Source organism: Ensifer sp. 22521, assembly GCF_052044795.1.
Lineage (GTDB): Bacteria > Pseudomonadota > Alphaproteobacteria > Rhizobiales > Rhizobiaceae > Ensifer.
This window is the reverse complement of the sequence record NZ_JBQENM010000004.1, coordinates 321,209-339,145: the sequence shown is the minus strand read 5'-3', so window position 1 is coordinate 339,145 and position 17,937 is coordinate 321,209. Positions and strand designations below refer to the sequence as shown.

The 17,937-nt window shown below is 63.0% G+C and carries 14 protein-coding genes; 6 read left to right on the top strand and 8 right to left on the bottom strand.

What is annotated here, in order from left to right:
* Positions 1 to 98 precede the first annotated feature (98 nt).
* Positions 99 to 1,574 (top strand): NAD-dependent succinate-semialdehyde dehydrogenase, encoded by a 1,476-nt coding sequence (locus ACTJKE_RS07625; protein ID WP_113511578.1) that lies wholly within the window; start codon positions 99 to 101, stop codon positions 1,572 to 1,574.
* A 31-nt stretch (positions 1,575 to 1,605) separates the two neighbouring features.
* Here ACTJKE_RS07625 and fabI read toward each other — a convergent pair whose 3' ends face one another.
* From fabI to ACTJKE_RS07605, 4 genes are read right to left on the bottom strand one after another with little or no spacing between them, the layout of a single operon-like run.
* Positions 1,606 to 2,391, bottom strand: coding sequence for an enoyl-ACP reductase FabI (fabI, locus tag ACTJKE_RS07620; RefSeq protein WP_058326327.1), 786 nt, complete (start codon positions 2,389 to 2,391; stop codon positions 1,606 to 1,608).
* Between the two features lie 17 nt (positions 2,392 to 2,408).
* A complete protein-coding gene (locus ACTJKE_RS07615) occupies positions 2,409 to 3,593 on the bottom strand; it encodes an acetate/propionate family kinase (RefSeq protein ID WP_440691598.1) in 1,185 nt (394 codons plus the stop codon).
* Between the two features lie 2 nt (positions 3,594 to 3,595).
* Complete coding sequence (locus ACTJKE_RS07610) at positions 3,596 to 4,552, bottom strand: phosphate acetyltransferase (RefSeq protein WP_440637280.1); 957 nt, start codon at positions 4,550 to 4,552, stop codon at positions 3,596 to 3,598.
* An 18-nt stretch (positions 4,553 to 4,570) separates the two neighbouring features.
* Positions 4,571 to 6,787 carry a DUF3141 domain-containing protein gene (locus ACTJKE_RS07605; protein WP_440691596.1) on the bottom strand — a complete coding sequence of 739 codons (2,217 nt, stop codon included), beginning with the start codon at positions 6,785 to 6,787 and terminating at the stop codon, positions 4,571 to 4,573.
* Between the two features lie 362 nt (positions 6,788 to 7,149).
* Here ACTJKE_RS07605 and htpG point away from each other — a divergent pair, with 362 nt between their 5' ends.
* On the top strand, positions 7,150 to 9,039 hold the full coding sequence (gene htpG, locus ACTJKE_RS07600; RefSeq protein WP_058324964.1) for a molecular chaperone HtpG: 1,890 nt from the start codon (positions 7,150 to 7,152) through the stop codon (positions 9,037 to 9,039).
* A gap of 92 nt (positions 9,040 to 9,131) precedes the next feature.
* Here the strand turns inward: htpG and ACTJKE_RS07595 are convergent, their stop codons facing one another.
* A complete protein-coding gene (locus ACTJKE_RS07595; protein ID WP_440691594.1) occupies positions 9,132 to 10,316 on the bottom strand; it encodes a CaiB/BaiF CoA transferase family protein in 1,185 nt (394 codons plus the stop codon).
* Between the two features lie 11 nt (positions 10,317 to 10,327).
* Positions 10,328 to 11,515: an acyl-CoA dehydrogenase gene (locus ACTJKE_RS07590; RefSeq protein ID WP_058324966.1), complete on the bottom strand. Its 1,188-nt coding sequence runs from the start codon at positions 11,513 to 11,515 to the stop codon at positions 10,328 to 10,330.
* A gap of 208 nt (positions 11,516 to 11,723) precedes the next feature.
* Between ACTJKE_RS07590 and ACTJKE_RS07585 the strand changes: the two genes are divergently transcribed.
* Positions 11,724 to 12,677: a LysR family transcriptional regulator gene (locus ACTJKE_RS07585; RefSeq protein ID WP_113398807.1), complete on the top strand. Its 954-nt coding sequence runs from the start codon at positions 11,724 to 11,726 to the stop codon at positions 12,675 to 12,677.
* A 95-nt stretch (positions 12,678 to 12,772) separates the two neighbouring features.
* Entirely contained in the window at positions 12,773 to 13,900 is a 1,128-nt protein-coding gene (locus tag ACTJKE_RS07580) for an NAD(P)/FAD-dependent oxidoreductase (RefSeq protein ID WP_058326333.1), read from the top strand.
* Positions 13,901 to 13,968: 68 nt separating this feature from the next.
* Here the strand turns inward: ACTJKE_RS07580 and ACTJKE_RS07575 are convergent, their stop codons facing one another.
* Positions 13,969 to 14,700 carry a GntR family transcriptional regulator gene (locus tag ACTJKE_RS07575; protein ID WP_057249142.1) on the bottom strand — a complete coding sequence of 244 codons (732 nt, stop codon included), beginning with the start codon at positions 14,698 to 14,700 and terminating at the stop codon, positions 13,969 to 13,971.
* 239 nt (positions 14,701 to 14,939) lie between these two features.
* On the opposite strand from ACTJKE_RS07575, the gene ACTJKE_RS07570 reads away from it, so the two are divergent.
* Together ACTJKE_RS07570 and ACTJKE_RS07565 are read left to right on the top strand one after the other, a co-directional pair.
* On the top strand, positions 14,940 to 15,953 hold the full coding sequence (locus ACTJKE_RS07570; RefSeq protein ID WP_440660587.1) for an SIS domain-containing protein: 1,014 nt from the start codon (positions 14,940 to 14,942) through the stop codon (positions 15,951 to 15,953).
* An 84-nt stretch (positions 15,954 to 16,037) separates the two neighbouring features.
* Complete coding sequence (locus tag ACTJKE_RS07565) at positions 16,038 to 16,850, top strand: PfkB family carbohydrate kinase (protein WP_058326335.1); 813 nt, start codon at positions 16,038 to 16,040, stop codon at positions 16,848 to 16,850.
* Positions 16,851 to 16,952: 102 nt separating this feature from the next.
* Here ACTJKE_RS07565 and ACTJKE_RS07560 read toward each other — a convergent pair whose 3' ends face one another.
* The gene (locus ACTJKE_RS07560; RefSeq protein ID WP_058326407.1) at positions 16,953 to 17,924 is read right to left on the bottom strand and encodes an amino acid ABC transporter permease; all 972 of its coding nucleotides are present in this window, start codon (positions 17,922 to 17,924) and stop codon (positions 16,953 to 16,955) included.
* Positions 17,925 to 17,937: the final 13 nt, after the last annotated feature.

The window sequence follows — 17,937 nt, the reverse complement described above, 5'->3', positions numbered from 1 at the left end:
GCGTGAAGCTCGGGTGCCGACGTCGTTCGGCACCCGCAAAAACAAGCAAAAGCGGGTCTGCCGCCCCCCGGCGGACCATCGCCGGAGGATGCCCGCCAATGACCTTGACCCCCGCTTTGACCAAGCACCTGCGCGCCGCCGAGCTATTCGCGCCGCTACACACCATTGCACATGCCGCCGCAGGCTGGACCGGCGCAACCTTCGACGTCTTCAACCCCTCGACCGGTGAGCTGCTGGCGGCCCTTCCAGACATGGGGATCGAAGAGGCGCATGGGGCGATCGAAGCCGCTGCAAAGGCGCAGGTTCTCTGGGCGGCAAAACCCGCCAAGGACAGAAGCGCGGTACTCCGGCGCTGGCATGACCTGATCGTGCAACATGCCGACGATCTCGCGGCGATCCTGACCGCCGAAATGGGCAAGCCGATCGCGGAATCGAAAGGCGAAGTGCTGCACGCCGCGGCTTACATCGAATGGTACGCGGAAGAGGCGAAGCGCATCTATGGCGAGACCTTCCCGGCACCGGCAAACGACCGCCGCATGCTTGTCATCAAGCAACCGGTTGGCGTCGTCGGCACCATCACGCCGTGGAACTTCCCGGCATCGATGGTCGCCCGCAAAATCTCGCCGGCCCTTGCCGCCGGATGCACCATCGTATTGAAGCCCGCCGAGCAGACCCCGCTCGTTGCCGGCGCAATGTTCGTGCTCGCCGAAAAGGCCGGTTTCCCCACGGGCGTCGTCAACCTGCTCTATGCCTCGGAGGGTGCCGCGATCGGCCGCGAGCTTTGCAGCAACCCGAAGGTGCGCAAGATCAGCTTCACAGGCTCGACCGAAGTCGGGCGGCTTTTGATGCGGCAATGCTCCGACCAGATCAAGAAGGTCAGCCTGGAGCTTGGCGGCAACGCCCCTTTCATCGTCTTCGACGACGCGGACATCGACGAGGCTGTGGACGGCGCCATCCAGGCAAAATTCCGCAATGCCGGCCAGACCTGCGTCTCGGCCAACCGCATCTATGTGCAGTCGGGCGTCCATGACGCCTTTGCCGAGAGGTTCGTCAGCCGAGTTGCCGAGCTCACCGTCGGCGACGGCTTCACCCCAGGCATCACCATCGGCCCGATGATCGACAAGCACGCGATCGAGAAGATCGAGGCCCATGTTACCGACGCGGTCTCCAAGGGTGCCAGGGTGCGCGCCGGTGGCCACAGGATCGGCGCGTCAGGCACCTTCTTCGAGCCGACGGTCCTGACCGGCATCTCGACCGACATGCGGGTCGCGCAGGAAGAAACCTTCGGCCCGATCGCGCCCATCATCCGCTTCGAGACGGCCGAGCAGGTGATCGCCGAAGCCAACGACACGATCTATGGGCTTGCCGCCTATTTCTACGCCGAGAACCTGAAGCGCGTCTGGCATGTGGCCGAGGCGTTGGAGTACGGCATGGTCGGCATCAACACCGGCCGCATGTCGTCGGAAGCCGCTCCCTTCGGCGGTATCAAGCAATCGGGCATCGGCCGCGAAGGCTCCCGCCACGGGCTCGAAGACTACCTGGAAATGAAGTACCTCTGCATGGGCAACATCTGACCCATGCAGGCACCGGCCGGCCAGCCAGCAGCTAGTCGATGATGTGGTAGCCACCGTCGACATAGAGCACCTGCCCCGTTATCAGCCGGGCGGCGTCATGCGCCAGAAAGGCCGTCGCAACGCCGACATCGTCGATATCGACGAGTTCGCGCGACGGCGACTTGACCTTCGTCTTTTCGAGCAGCGCGTCGAATTCCGGGATACCGGAAGCGGCGCGCGTCGCAAGCGCTCCGGGCGAGATCGCGTGGACGCGGATGCCCTTGGGGCCGAGTTCGGCTGCCAGATAGCGGACCGCACTTTCAAGCGCCGCCTTGGCAACACCCATGATGTTATAGTTTTCCACCACCACCTGTGAGCCGTGATAGGTCATGGTGAAAAGCGTGCCGCCATTCTTCATCAGCGGCTCGGCGAGATGCGCCATGCGGATGAAGGACCAGCAGGAAATGTCCATGGTCTTGAGGAACCCTTCGCGGGGCACGTCAACCACGCGGCCGCCGAGCGTATCCTTCGGCGAAAAGGCGATCGAGTGCACGAGGAAATCAAGCTCCCCCCAGGTCTTGTCGATCTCCTCGAACACGGCTTCCATCTGGCCCGGAACGGCCACGTCGAGCGGCAGGAACAGCGGCGCTTCGATTTCACGCGCTAACGGTTCCACATAGGGCCTTGCCTTGTCGTTCAGATAGGTGACGGCCACTTCCGCCCCGAAGGCGCGAAAGGCGCGGGCGCAGCCCCAGGCGATCGACCGATCGTTGGCAATGCCGACGATCAGACCTTTGCGGCCATCCAGAAGTTTGGCCTTGGCGACAGGAATGGACATGGATTGTCTCCGATGGATCAGGCTGCACGAGTTCGAAGTAGCGCCAGTGTGTGGCGCGCGATCATCAATTCCTCGTCGGTTGGAATGACGTAGAGCGCGACGCGGCTTGAAGGCGTGGAGATCAGCGTGGCACCCGCCGCGTTCGCGGCCGGATCGAGTTCGGCTCCGAGCCAGGCGAGGTTCTCCGCGATGCGGGCGCGGATCTGAGCGGAGTTCTCGCCGACGCCCGCCGTGAAGACGAAAGCGTCGATGCCGCCGAGCGCGGCCGCGAGCATCCCGGCATTGAGCCCGCTGCGATAGAGGAAGTGATCAATGGCGAGTTTGGCATGCGGGTCCTCGCTTGCGAGAAGATCGCGCATATCGTTCGACACACCGGAGAGCCCCTTCAGACCTGCCTCATGATAGAGCAGATCCGAAACGGCCTGGGCACTCATGCCGCGCTGGAGGATCAGGTAAAGCACGACGCCCGGATCGAGCTGGCCAGGCCGCGTTCCCATCGGCAAGCCGTCGAGCGCGGTGAAGCCCATGGTGCTCTCGATGCTGTGGCCGTTGTAGAGGGCACACATCGAGGCGCCACTGCCAAGATGCGCAACGATGACGCGGCCAAGTGCCACCTCCGGCGCCACGTCCCGCAGGCGCTCCGAGATGTATTCGTAGGAGAGGCCGTGAAAGCCATAGCGCCGAACGCCTTCGTCATAGAAGCTACGCGGCATGGCGTAGCAGTTCACTTCTTCCGGGTGGCCGTGATGGAAGGCGGTATCGAAACAGGCGACCTGCGGCACATCCGGATTGATCGCCATGGCCTGACGGATCGGCGCGAGGTTGTTGGGCTGGTGCAGCGGCGCGAGATCCTGATAGCTCGCCAGACGATCCAGCGCTGTCGCATCGATGAGCACCGGCTCGGCATAGTCGGGCCCGCCATGTACCACCCGGTGACCGACCGCACGCAAGGTGAAGCCCTGAAGCGTCAACAGCCAGTCCCGCGCCGCGGCGATCGCCGCCGGCAGGTCGCCGACGACGTCGGCTTCATAGTTGCGATCGACCAGCACGGTTCCGTCGGCCGCTTTCGCCTGCAGGCGCGGTCGCGTACCGATGCCGCCGATCTGCCCCTTCACCCGGCGTTCGAGACCGGCATCCGTGATCCCGAAAACCTGAAACTTCAGGCTGGACGATCCTGCATTGACGACGAGAAGCGCATCCATGGCTACACCGCCGCAACTTGGGCGGCGCGTCGCCTTGCCGCATAGAGCGAAGCCACGGCACAGGAAGCAAGGCGCGTGCGCACGGAGTCCGCCCGCGAGGTCAGCACGATCGGCACGCGGGCGCCAAGGACGATGCCGGCGGCGTCGGCATGGGACAGGAAGGTGAGATTCTTCGCCAGCATATTGCCGGCCTCAAGATCGGGCACCACCAGGATCTGCGCCCGGCCAGCAACCGGGGACTTGATGCCCTTGATATGTGCTGCCTCCGGGTCGATCGCATTGTCGAAGGCAAGTGGGCCCTCGAGCAGGCCGCCGGTGATCTGGCCGCGCTCCGCCATTTTACACAGCGCCGCCGCCTCGATCGTCGACGGTATCTTCGTCGTCACGGTCTCGACAGCCGAAAGAATGGCGACGCGCGGCTCGCCAAGACCGATCGTAACCCAGAGGTCGATGGCGTTCTGCACGATGTCGCGCTTGGCCTCGAGGTCCGGGAAGATGTTGATGGCGGCATCGGTGATGAACAGCGTCTCGGCATGGCCCGGCACATCCATGATGAAGACATGGCTGATCCGCCGATCGGTCCGAAGACCCGTTGCGGAGGCAGCAACCTCGCGCATCAGCTCGTCCGTATGCAGGCTGCCCTTCATCAGAAGCTCGCCGCGGCCCTCGCGGATCATCGCCACCGCTTTCGCCGCCGCCGCATGGCTGTGCGGCACGTCGACGATCTCTGAGTTGCCGAGGTCGAGCCGGTGTTCGGCAGCGATGCTGCGGATCTTCGCTTCCGGGCCGACGAGCACGGGCTTGATCAGTCCCGTCTCGGCCGCCTCAAGTGCGCCACGCAGCGAGGTTTCGTCGCAAGGGTGCGCGACGATGGTGACCGCCGGCGTTTCGTCTCGCGCGGTGGCAATCAGCAGATCGTATTTGGACTGCTCAAGCGGCAGTGCGGTTTCCTCGGACATGTCGAAGCTCCTTCTCGATCAGGATGCGGCACGATTGCGGACGACCTTGCCGGCGTTGATCGCCACCGGCGGCTCGCTGTCCAACCCGAACAGCGCCGCCACCCGTTGCAGCCGCTCGGCCGCAAGACCTGTCAGCACACCGGAGGCCTCGAGGACCTCGCGAAGAGCGGTGAAGGCCGCGCGACGCTCCTCGATCGCTTCCGGCAACAGCTTCGGAAGCGCCGCCAGGGCAGCGTCCTCGTCGATCAGCAACATGAAGTACTGCTCGCGCATTACCGCCTTGAAATCGGCTAGTGTCAGTTGCTTCGCCGAGGGATGGGCACGCCGAAGCCTGCGAACTGCCTCGAGCCCGCGCTCGTCGGCGCCGCCACGCGCCATGCCGACGAAAATCAACGACCGCGCAAGGCCTTCACACGTAGCGCCTTCTGCAAATCTCGTCCTGAGCTCGGCAATCCGCGCCTCGACGAGCGCTTGATGAAGCAGGCTCTTCTCAGCCTTGCGCGGCGGCTGGTCCGAATTCGTGTCGATGCCGAGTGCGGCCTGGAGTGTCGGAGCGCCGTAGATGGCGTGAAAGCTCTGTTCCGATAGATACTCGGCCGTCCGCCGCCAGGTGTCGAGGCCGTCCACGATCTGCTGCGACAGGGCCTCCTGCCAGGCGATGAACGGGTTGCTTGCATCCGCAGGCTCGCGGTTCTCGCGCACATGGTCCGCAAGCGCCGACATCCAGGGCATGAAGGGGTTGTCCTGCCCGAACAGTGCGTATTGCAGCCGCAGCGGATGCATGTTCCGCATCGCCTCCGCCACGGGCGGCGTTGCCGCCGCCTTGACCAGCGGCTGCAGATAGGTGCGATAGAGCGCCAGGTTGACTTCCGAAAGCTTCGCCGCGGCGGCGAAGCGACGTTCGTCCTCGATATCGTTGCCACCGAGCGCGCGGATATCATCGAGCGTTCGCGCCTCGCAGCGCATCAGCCATTCGCCGGACACAAGGTGCCTGCCCTCAGCCACATTGGCTGCCGGCGTCAGCACCGCTTCGTAGAGTCCTGGCGGCAGCACATCGATCAACTCGATGTTGGATGCGAATTCGTCATGCTCCTTCCGCGCGACCCCGGCGGACACAAAGATGCCGAGATGCCCGACAGTCTCGTGAACGGTATAGACGATTGTCTGGCCGTAGGCGCGAATCTCGTCGACGCTGTCGTAGAGATCGAGGATCCAGTCGAGCGCTTGCTGCGGCGGGGTGATGTTGTCGCCCTTCGAGCAGAAGACGACGATCGGCGAGCGGATATTGCGAAGGTCGATCGCCGTTCCATCGGACGTCCGGATTTCGCCAGCGGCGAGCTTGTTGCCGACGAACAGCTCATCGACGATGAACTGCATTTCCTCGGCATTCAGCGTCACATGCCCGCCCCACCAGCGCTCGAAGCCGAGGTAGCGGGCGGCCTCCGTGTCGATCTTCGAATAGAGATTGTATTGTTTGGTCCAAAGCGTGTTGGCCGGGTTCTGGTTCTCGAAATTCTGAACCAGCCAGGCGCCGTCGAAGACGCCGGCGCCGAGATCGCCGGTCAGCGCCGCCAGCCAGCTACCGCCGAGGAGCCCGCCGGAATAGCGCATCGGGTTTTGCCCTTTGACGCCGGCCCAGTAGGAAAGCGGCGCACCGGCAATGATGATGGGGCCAAAGAGTTCCGGCCTGAGTGCAGCAACGATCATCACGGCCCAGCCCGCCTGGCAATTGCCGATCACGCAGGGCTTCCCGTCAGCATCCGGATGGCGAGCGATGACGGTTTCGAGGAACACGGCTTCTGCAAGAGCAATATCCTCAATCGTCTGCCCGGGAACCGGATCAGGAAGGAAGCCGATGAAATAGCAGGGATGGCCGGCCTTCATCGCCACGCCGATCTCGCTGTCTGCCTTGAAGCCGCCGATGCCGGGCCCGTGACCCGCACGGGGATCGACAACGACGAAGGGGCGCTTCGACGGGTCGGCCACGACACCTTCGGGAGGAACGATGCTCACCAGCGCATAGTTCACCGGCCGAGCGAGCGTGCGTCCGTCGCCGACAAGCCGAGCCTCGAACTCCAGCACGTTCGGAGCGGTCTGCGTCCGGTGCTCCTCATATTGCGCGCCGCGCTGCCGCATCACGTCGAGAAAAAGGACCGAGCGCTGCCAGGCATCGAGCGAATAGGAATAGGCATCGGCGAATGTCGGTATTGTCGGGATGGTGGAATGCTTGGGCATAGTGTCCACTCCTCGGTGCGATTGAAGGCCGGCCCCGCTGCTTGAAGCCAATAGAACAATGCAATTCGTCTCGCATTGACTTTAGTCAAAGAGACGGGTGGCAGAGCTGCGGTATGAACTCGACATAGGTGACCCAAGAACGTCTGCTCAGGTCGCAGGAGCATAACAGTGGAGTGTTACGGCGATTTGTCGGCATAGCGAACCGTCGCCTTGGACCCCGTGGAAGGAGCATACGTTGGCCAGTTTTCAGCGTTCCTTCGCAGTGCAGCATCATACAGAAATGGGTACCACGCAAGACGACCCTTGAAATTCTGGACGCAGCTTGCCAATTGGGGCGCAAAGCACAAGGAGTTGCCAAGGCGATGAGCGAAACCGAAATGTCCGTAGAGAAACATGTCTTCGAAGCCGATGTGGCGCGACTGCTCCATTTGATGGTGCATTCGGTCTATTCCGACAAGAACGTCTTCCTCCGCGAACTGATTTCGAACGCCGCGGACGCCTGCGAGAAGCTGCGCTACGAAGCGATCGCCTCGCCTGAGCTTCTTGCCGGAGACCCCACCCCGCGCATCACGCTGACGCTCGATGAGGAAAACAGCCGTCTCGTCGTCGACGACAACGGCATCGGCATGAGCCGTGATGAACTGGTCGAAGCGCTCGGCACGATTGCCCGCTCGGGCACGCGGGCCTTCATGGAGCGCATCGAGGCCGCGCAGGGCAAGGAAGGCGCACAGCTTATCGGTCAGTTCGGCGTCGGCTTCTATTCCGCCTTCATGGTCGCCGACAAGGTCGATGTCGTGTCGCGTCGCGCCGGTTCCGAACACGCCTGGCTGTGGTCCTCCGACGGCAAGGGCAGCTACACCGTTGCTGCCGCCGAACTTGCGGACGCTCCGGCGCGCGGTACGCGCATCACGCTCCATCTGATGGAGGATGCCAAGACCTACACGTCGCGCTGGACCGTCGAGCGCATCGTCAAGGATCAGTCCGGCCATGTGCCGGTGCCGATCTCGATCGTCGAGAAGCCCGGGGCCGAGCCGGTTTCCGTCGGCGACGGCACGGCCCTCTGGACCAAGCAGAAGAGCGAGATTTCCAAGGAAGACTACGCCGACTTCTACCGTGGCGTCGCCGGGCAGTATGACGATCCGGCCCTGACCGTCCATTTCCGCGCCGAAGGCCGTCACGAATATACCGCACTTGCCTTCGTGCCCGGCTCGAAGCCCTTCGACCTCTTCGACCCGGACCGCAAGGGCCGGATGAAGCTCTACGTCAAACGCGTCTTCATCACCGACGAGGCGGAATTGCTGCCGCGCTACCTGCGCTTCGTGCGCGGCCTCGTCGATACGTCCGACCTGCCCTTGAACGTCTCGCGTGAGATGATCCAGGAAAGCCCGCTGCTGGCAAGTATCCGCAAGGGCGTGACCAACCGCGTGCTGACGGCGATCGAGAAGCTGGCGGAAAACGAACCGGAGAGCTTCGCCAAGGTCTGGGAGAACTTCGGCAGCGTGCTGAAGGAAGGCATCTACGAGGACTACGAGCGCCGCGAACAACTGATCGCTCTGTCACGCTTCCGTACCACCACCTCGGATGAAGGCCAGCGCAGTCTCGCCGACTACGTCAAGGACATGAAGGAAGGCCAGTCGGCGATCTATTATCTGACGGGCGACAATCTCGGCCAGCTCAAGGCCTCGCCGCAGCTCGAAGGTTTCCGCGCCCGCGGCATCGAAGTGCTGCTCTTGACCGATCCGGTCGATAGCTTCTGGGTGACCTCGGCTCCGGACTTCGACGGCAAGCCGCTGAAGTCGATCACCCAAGGGGCGGCTGATCTCAGCAATATCGCCAAGTCTGAAGGCGACAAGGAAGAGCCGCCGAAGGCCAGCCAGCTGGTCATCGACTTCGTTGCCTTCGCCAAGGAGACCCTGGGCGCGGCGGTCTCCGATGTCCGCACGTCCGACCGCCTGACGGAAAGTGCCGTCTGCCTGGTCGCGCCGGAACACGGTCCCGATCGCCAGCTCGAAAAGATGCTGCAAGGCGCCGGCCGTCTTGACGATGCGGCCAAGCCGATCCTCGAAGTTAACCCGAACCACGCACTGATCGCCGCGATGGCCGCCAGCCCTGCCGGCGATACAGCTTTTCGAACGGATGCCGTACAACTCCTGCTCGACCAGGCGCGCGTGCTCGATGGCGACAAGCCGCAGGATCCGCGCGCTTTTGCCGAACGGCTGTCGCGCGTCTTCAACCGCGCACTCAAGGCCTAACGGAAAAACCCCGGAAATCTCCAGGATTTCCGGGGTTTTTGCTATTTTCTCAGGTGGTGTCTTAACAAGCGCCTTCGGGGCCTCACCTTGCGTTAGCCCGCCTTCGGGACCTGCATCCCGATCTCGGCGAGTACCTCGTCGGTGTGCTCTCCAAGCCGCGGTACGCCGCGGTCCAGCGCAAGCTCGCCCGCTGAAAAGCGGATCGGCGTCCGCACACCCGGCGAGGTACCGGCGGCAGCGCCCGAATGCGGCGTATCCACCCGCATCTTCCGATGCTCGATCTGCGGATCGGCAAAGACGTCGGCGACGGTGTTGATCGGCCCGCCGGGCACCCCGGCATCTTCCAGCAACGTCAACAGAGTGTCGCGCTCGATCTTCACGGTTTCGGCTGCCAGTTCGGGCGTCAGCGTGTCGCGGTTCTGCACGCGCAGCGCGTTGGTCAGATAACGTTCGTCGGTCGCCAGATCGGCGCGGTCGAGCAACGTGCAGAACTTCACGAACTGCCGATCGTTGCCGACCGCAACGATCAGGTGGCCGTCGGAGGTCGGGAAGACCTGATAGGGCGCTATGTTCGGGTGGGCATTGCCGAGCCGGCGCGGCGCCTTGCCGGAGACCAGGAAGTTCAGCGCCTGGTTGGCAAGAACGCCGGTCATGCAGTCGAGCAGCGCCATGTCGATCTGCTGTCCCTCGCCGGTGCGCTCGCGCTGGGCAAGCGCCGCCTGGACGGCAATTACACCGTAGAGACCGGTGAAGATATCGGCGAAGGCAACGCCGATCTTCTGCGGCTCGCGATCGGGCTCACCGGTCAGGTCCATGATGCCACTCATGCCTTGGACGATATAATCGTAGCCGGCGCGATGAGCATAGGGACCGTCCTGGCCGAAGCCCGTCACCGAGCAATAGATCAGCCGCGGATTGATCTTCTTCAGGCTCTCGTAGTCGAGACCATATTTGACGAGCCCTCCGACCTTGAAGTTTTCGAGGAGAACGTCCGACTGGGCGGCAAGGCGGCGCACGGCCTCCTGTCCCTCCTCCGTGGTGAAATCGAGCACCACGGAGCGCTTGCCGCGGTTGCAGGCGTGGAAGTAGGCGGCATCGAGCTTCTCGCCATCTTCGCCCGCGACGAAGGGCGGGCCCCAGGTGCGGGTGTCGTCGCCGGCCGGGCTTTCCACCTTGATGACGTCGGCACCAAGATCGGCCAGCGTCTGGCCGATCCAGGGGCCCGCGAGAATGCGGGCCAGTTCCAGGACACGAATGCCCTTCAGCGGCGCTTCCATGATCGTGCCGCTCAGAAGAAGGCCTGGAGGCCGGTCTGGGCGCGGCCGAGGATCAGCGCATGGACGTCATGCGTGCCCTCGTAGGTGTTGACGGTCTCGAGGTTCACCATGTGGCGCATGACCTGGTACTCCTCGGAGATGCCGTTGCCGCCGTGCATGTCGCGGGCCATGCGGGCGATATCGAGCGCCTTGCCGCAATTGTTGCGCTTGACGATGGAGATCATTTCCGGGGCCATGCGGCCCTCGTCCATCAGGCGGCCGACACGCAGCGAGCCCTGCAGGCCGAGCGTGATCTCCGTCTGCATGTCGGCAAGCTTCTTCTGGAAGAGCTGAGTCTGTGCCAGCGGACGGTTGAACTGCTTGCGGTCGAGGCCATACTGGCGCGCGGCATGCCAGCAGAATTCAGCGGCACCGAGCGCACCCCAGGAAATGCCGTAGCGGGCGCGGTTGAGGCAGCCAAACGGACCCTTGAGGCCTTCCACATTCGGCAGCAGCGCCTCTTCGCCGACCTCGACATTGTCCATGACGATTTCGCCGGTGATCGAGGCGCGCAGCGACAGCTTACCGGCGATCTTCGGAGCGGAAAGGCCCTTCATGCCCTTTTCGAGCACGAAGCCGCGGATAGCGCCGCCATGAGCTTCCGACTTCGCCCAGACGACGAAGACATCGGCGAGCGGCGCGTTGGAAATCCACATCTTCGAGCCGACAAGGCGGTAGCCGCTCTCGGTCTTGATGGCGCGGGTCTTCATACCGGCCGGATCGGAGCCGGCGTCCGGCTCGGTCAGGCCGAAGCAGCCGATCCACTCGCCGCTGATGAGCTTCGGGAGATACTTCTGCTTCTGCTCTTCAGAGCCATAGGCATAGATCGGATAGATCACCAGCGAAGACTGCACGCTCATCATCGAGCGGTAGCCGCTGTCGACGCGCTCGACTTCGCGCGCGACAAGGCCGTAGGCGACGTAAGAAGCGCCGACGCCGCCATAGGTATCCGAGACGGTCACGCCGAGCAGGCCGAGCTCGCCCATCTCGCGGAAGATCTCCGGATCGGTCGATTCTTCGCGATAGGCGTCGATGACGCGCGGCTGCAGCCGGTCTTGCGCATAGGCCCGCGCCGTGTCGCGGATCATACGTTCGTCCTCGGTCAACTGATCTTCGAGCAGGAACGGATCATCCCATTGAAATTGCGTCTTGCCGGCCATGTTTCTCTCCCATCGGATTATTCGGCTCATGTTATCGCAAGGGGTGCATGCCGTTTCAAACGAAATTGAGGCACCGCCTCATGCGTTCAGGGAATGGCCCCGTGTTGCAAAATCGCTGAAATATGACGACAAGAACTCAAGTCCTTCGGGCCACCACCGTGGAGCGAATGGCCAGTGCAACGCCAGAGATCAAAAGCAAGCCACGACCATGGCCAATGACCGCCTCGAACGCTTCGCCCACAATCTCGACTGGAATCTGCTGCGCACCTTCGTCGTGCTTGTCGAGGAAGGCAGCATCACCGCCGCCGCGAACCGCCTGCTCCTGCAGCAGCCGGCCGTCAGCATGGCGCTGAAACGATTGGAGCAGACCGTCGGCCAGAAGCTCATCGACAGACGTCCCGGGCGCTTCAACCTGACGGATGCCGGCGCCCGCCTGCATGCCCAATGCCGCGATATCTTCGCGGCCGTCATTCGGCTGCCGAACGTACTGGAGATCGCCGGAGAGGAAATCACCGGCCACCTCAACATCCACTCAGTCAGCCACGCCCACAACCCTGCCTGGGACCGCAAGCTCGAAAGTTTCTTCCGTTTGCACTCCAAGGTGACGCTATCGGTCACTGTCGCGACGACGGTCGACGTTCTAAGCGCCGTCGAGCGAAACGTCGCGACCATCGGCCTTTGCGACGGCAACATACCCGACTGGCTCAACAAACGCTTCCATGTACGCGAACGTTACGCGCTCTACTGCGGCCGCGATCATCCGCTGTTCGGCGTTCAAGGCGTCGACTTCAACGATCTCAGGGGCAATCCCTATATCGCCTTCATCGCCGACGTGCTTGGCGGGCAGCATATGAACTCGGTGACGGCGGTGCGTGCCGTCGGATCCTTCGGCCAGCAGGTCCGCGCCGTCTCCTGCAATGTCGAAGAGGTCATGCGGCTGATCGCCTCCAATGTCGGCATCGGCATGCTGCCCGACCACCTGGCGGCGCCAGCCGTTGCGGAGGGCCAGCTCTGGCAGTTGCCGCCCTACACCGACCTGCCGACGACTGATGTCTTTCGCATTTCCAACCCGAACGCGATCCTCAATCCGGCGGAGGCTGCTTTTCTTTCCCATGTCGCCGATACCGAGCCCCTCGACCACTGTCTCGACGAGACAGCCTGACCATCATCAGAATTGATAGCCACCTTTCCGGTTATAAATTTGAACGCGGTTGGCAGCTTGCCTATGGTCCCGCCAACAACCAATGGAGGCGGGACATGCGAGACTACGATGTGGCAATCATTGGCGGCGGGATCGCCGGCCTGTCACTCGCCTATTTCCTGACACCACATCGCTCCGTCGTGGTGATCGAGCGGGAGGAAGGGCTCGGCTATCACAGCACCGGCCGCTCGGCCGCAGAGTTTGTCCTGCGCTACAATACGCCCGAGGTCTGCGCGCTCGCTTCGATCTCCAAAAGTTTCTTCGACAATCCGCCTGAGGGGTTCTCCGAGGTGGCGCTGCTCAAGCAGCGCGGCGGCGTCATGATCGCCAACGCCGAGAAGATTGATCGCTTCGAAGAGGTCTTCGCCGAGGAAAGTCGCGCCAATGCCGAGATCCAAAGGCTGACCATCGACGAAGTTATCGCACGCGTGCCTATTCTCCGGCGTGACTACGTTGCCGCGGCCTATTACGATCCGCATTTCTGGGACATCGAAGTCGAGAACCTCGTGCAGGGTTACGTCAGGGGCGCACGGCGGCATGGCGCCACGATCGTCGAACGCTCGGACGTGCTGGCGCCGCATCGGGATGGCGATCGCTGGGTGCTCACGACAAGTGCCGGCAATGTCAGCGCAAAGACGATCGTCAACGCCGCCGGCGGTTGGGCCGATCCGGTTGCGGACCTGTTCGGCGTCGCCCCCGTCGGTATCGTGCCGCATCGCCGCACGGCGATCACCGTTGATCTTCCCGAAGGCATCGATGCGCTCACCTTGCCGGAGATCAACGAGATCGATGAAGACTTCTACATGAAGCCCGAGGGTGGGCGGCTGCTCGCCTCGCCGGCCGACGCCACCCCTTGCGAGCCGGCCGACGTCCAGCCCGAGGAAATCGACGTCGCCTGGGCGGCGCACTACATCGAAGAGGCAACGACCGTACCGGTTCGCCGCATCTTCAAGAGCTGGGCCGGCATGCGCAGCTTCTCGTCCGACAAGTTGCCGGTCATCGGCTTTGCCCGCGACCGACCGGATTTCTTCTGGCTCGCCGGCCAGGGCGGCTACGGCATCCTGACCTCACCGGCGCTCGGCGCACTCGCCGCGAACCTCGTCGTCGGCACCTCGCCCCCGGAAGGCTTTGACGCGGTCGGTCTCGACCCATCGAAGTTCAGCCCGGCGCGTCTGGAGCAATAACGAGGCTGTTCCTCGCCGCGTCACGTCGTTCAAAGTCGATTGCTGGCCGACCTCGACCGTCGGCCGGATCACTTACGCGCTAGGCTGAAGGAAAAATGGCTGCCGCGGTGATAGTCGAGCGCGTAGACCACCGGCAAGCCGGCCGCATTGAAACAGGTCTCGCGGATCAGCAGTGCCGGCCCGAAATCGCGCAGGTCGTTGCGCTCCACCACATCATCTGGAAGCATGACGGCGGAGACAATCGCGGCCGACATCCTGGGCCTGCTCCTGTGCTGATCCAGCAGATCGAGCAGTGAACCTGTCCAATCGACATCATAAAGGCGCAACGGGATGATGCTGCGCGGGATGAAGTCGACGCAATAGAGGATCGGCTCGTCCTTGTGCAGCCGCAGCCGTTCGAGACGGATCACCCGCTCGCCCGGCTGGAGCCGCAACTGCTCAGCCGTGGTGGCGTCGGGTGCTTCCTCCGCCACCGAAAGAACCTTGTTGGCCGTGGCGTAGCCATAGTGCCGGGCCATGTCCGTGACGCTTTCGAAGACGGTGATCGGCCGATCGACCTGCACGGCGGACATCGCCGAGACGAACCGCCCCCGGCCGTGCTCGACATAGATGATGCTGTCCTGCTCAAGCAGTTTCAGCGCTTCGCGCAGCGCCGGACGCGAGATCTTGAAGCGCTGCGTCAACTGCGCCTCGGTCGGCAGTTTGTCGCCGGGATTGAGCCCTTCGTCGCGAATCAGATCTGCGATGCGGTCGCGGAGCTGAATGACCAGTGTGCGCGTATCACGAAGGGGTTCGTCCAATTCCTCTCACTCCGTTGAACAATCACAAGGATGTTCTTGTCTGACAAATTCTGGAAGGTCAAGTGCGCCTCCGGCCAACCGGATTTTCGCTGCTACTCGGCGTGCATCGCGAGGTGCAGCGGTGCTGGCGAGATATCTCTCTTGACACCGCTTCGCATTGTTGTCAGTTGTCTTACAACATTAAGGAGAACGGCGGACGCCATGACCGCCGACCGAGGCAATCACCGGGAAAGCGTGCCATGCTGAACTTCGACGAACAGAGATTTCTTCGCATCCAGTTGGGCGCTGGCGCACTGCGCCAGCAACTGGACACCACCATCGCGGCTTGTCTCGCCGCCGGCGCGGAGAACATCTTTTTCACGGGAACGGGAGGCGCCGCCATCCTGATGCAGCCGGCAGCCCAGCTTCTTCAGCGCCAGTCCCGCTTTCCCACCTTTAGCGACCTGCCGGCAGAGCTCGTCCTTTCCGGATCGGTAAACCTGAATTCCAGGTCCATCGTGGTCATTCCCTCCCTCTCCGGCACCACGAAGGAAAGCGTGGCGCTGCTCGAGAAGGCAAAAGCGGTTGGCGCGACGGTATTGACGCTGGTCGGGCATCGGGACACGCCACTCGGCCAAGGCGGCGACCACGTCTTCGTCAATTTCGCCGAAGACGACACCTCCTGCGAGTCATTCTATCTGCAATCGCTGTTCATTGCGCTTTCGATCATGCGCCACCGCGGGGAACTCGAAAATTACGAGCGGATTGTGGGTGAACTCGAAACCCTACCGCAGGCGCTGCTGGAGGTGAAGCGAAGCTTCGAACCCCGAGCAGAGGATTTCGCGAAGGTTCTTGCTGGCTCCGACTATCATATCATCATCGGCGCCGGGAACGTGTGGCCGGAAGCCTTCTACTACGGCATGTGCATTCTCGAGGAGATGCAGTGGATCCGCACCCGTCCGGTGCATGCCTCCGACTTCTTCCATGGAACGCTCGAACTGGTCGAACAGGACGTCAGCGTCGTCCTGTTCAAGGGCGAAGATGCGATGCGTCCGCTCGCCGAGCGCGTTCAGAACTTCGTGCCTAGCTACACAAGCAAGCTCACCGTGCTCGACACAGCGGAGTCTACCCTCCCCGGCCTTTCTCCCGACGTGCGCGGTCTCGTCTCGCCGATCGTGCTTGCAACGGTGCTCGAGCGCATCAGTGCCCACCTGGAGGTCATGCGCAATCACCCGCTGACGACGCGGCGCTACTACAAGCGCGTTGCCTACTGAGCATTCGAGACGTAATCGTTCGCCCGACGGTCGCGGATGCGAAAACGCGTTCGCGACCTTTCCATGCGCCCGCCAGGAGACGCCATGACCACTTTCCGCCTTGCTGCCGTCGGCGACAATTGCATCGACCGTTTCCAGGCGCCGGTCGGGGAAACCTATGTCGGTGGTAACGCGATCAATGTCGCCGTGCAGTTGGCGCTTCTCGGACACCAATCTTTCTACTTCGGCGCCGTCGGTCGTGACCGCGGCGGCACACAGGTGCGGCAGCTTCTCGAGCAGAACGGCGTGCGGCTTGACGGCCTCAAGGAGCGCGACGTCAACACCGCCTATACCGACATCGGCATCACGCCGGATGGCGACCGTGTCTTCCTCTATGAGGATTTCGGCGCCTGTGCCGGCTACCGACCCGACGCGGAAGACCTCGCTCTCCTGAAGACCATGGATCACGTGCATATCGGCTGGCTCGACGACGGCGGCGCGCTGCGCCGGGCACTTGCAGCCGAGGGCGTCAGCGTCTCGCAGGATGTCTCCGTCAACGCCGCCCCCGCCGACCTTGGCGTGGAGGGCCTCAACATCGCCTTCGGGTCCGGCGGCGACGGCGATCAGGACGCAGAACGATTGGCTGATGGCTTCCTCTCTCGCGGTGCTAAGCTGGCCGTTGTCACGCGAGGCGCCCTCGGCTCGCTCGCAATCGACGGAACCGAACTAGTATCGACCGGCAGTCGTCCTGTGGATGTCGTCGACACTACCGGCGCGGGCGACAGCTTTATCGCCGGGTTCATTCTGGCTCATCTCGAAGGCCGCCCGCTGATCGAGCGACTGGAGGCCGGGCGCGACCTCGCTGCGCGCACCTGCACCCATGTCGGCGGGTTTCCGCAACAGCCGCACACTCTGTAACAAGACGAGCCCGCCTCACCCGACCCAGTTCAACAACGGGCCGGGTAAATGGCGAGCGTCTTCAGGCTTTCCACCCCAAGAAATTCGCGTGCGCAACCGTACTCAGCGGACATCGAAGCGCCCGAAGCGGGCCTCGACACGCGACTGCAGGAACTCAAGACCGATCGACAGGATCCAGTAGATCATCGAGGCGGTGATCAGCATCTCGATGTGCCGGAATTCGGTTTGCCCTTGAGTGCGGGCGAGATACATGATCTCCCAGACCCCGACGACGGAGACGAGCGACGAGTCCTTCAGCATTGCGATGAACTGGTTGCCGGTCGGCGGGACGATGACGCGCATCGCCTGCGGCATGATCACCAGCGCCATCGTCTGGCTCGGGCTAAGGCCGAGTGCGGTCGCGCCTTCCGTCTGGCCGCGGGGAATGCTCTCGATGCCGGCCCGGAAGATCTCCGTCATATAGGCGCCATAGCAGAGCGACAGCGCCAGGATGCCCGCCGGCACCGCACCGATGACGTAGCCGACCTGCGGCAGGCCGAGATAGATGATGTAGATCTGCATCAACAAGGGCAGACCGCGGAAGAGCGAGGTGTAGAAGGTCGCGAGACCGTAGATCACGCCGTTCTTCGACAGCTTCGCAATTGCCCCGACCAGCGCGATGAGGGTGGCGATCGCGATCGAGATCACCGAGATATAGAGCGTCGTGACGACGCCCTGGGAGACCAGGTAGCCGATCTTCTTGCCGATGAAGGCGAAGGACAGATCGAACGAGTAGAAGAACAGCATCAGCAGGACGAAGAGCTCGACCCAGACGCCGATCACCTGTCCGCTACGCGGCAATTGCCGCAAAGCCTTCCAGTTCGCTACCGCGATCAGCGCGACCATCAAGGCGCTGACCAACCGGCCGAGCGCTGGATTGGCTTCCAGCCACCCTGCCGAAGTCGGCAGCAGATGCCCAATCCAGGCGGGGCTGATGCCGAGCCCGTAGATCGCCAGCGTGACGAGCGCCAGCATGAGAAACATGCCGGACCGTCGCGCGACGTCCGGATAAGTCAGTATCAGACGACCAATCATCTCAAAATCTCCG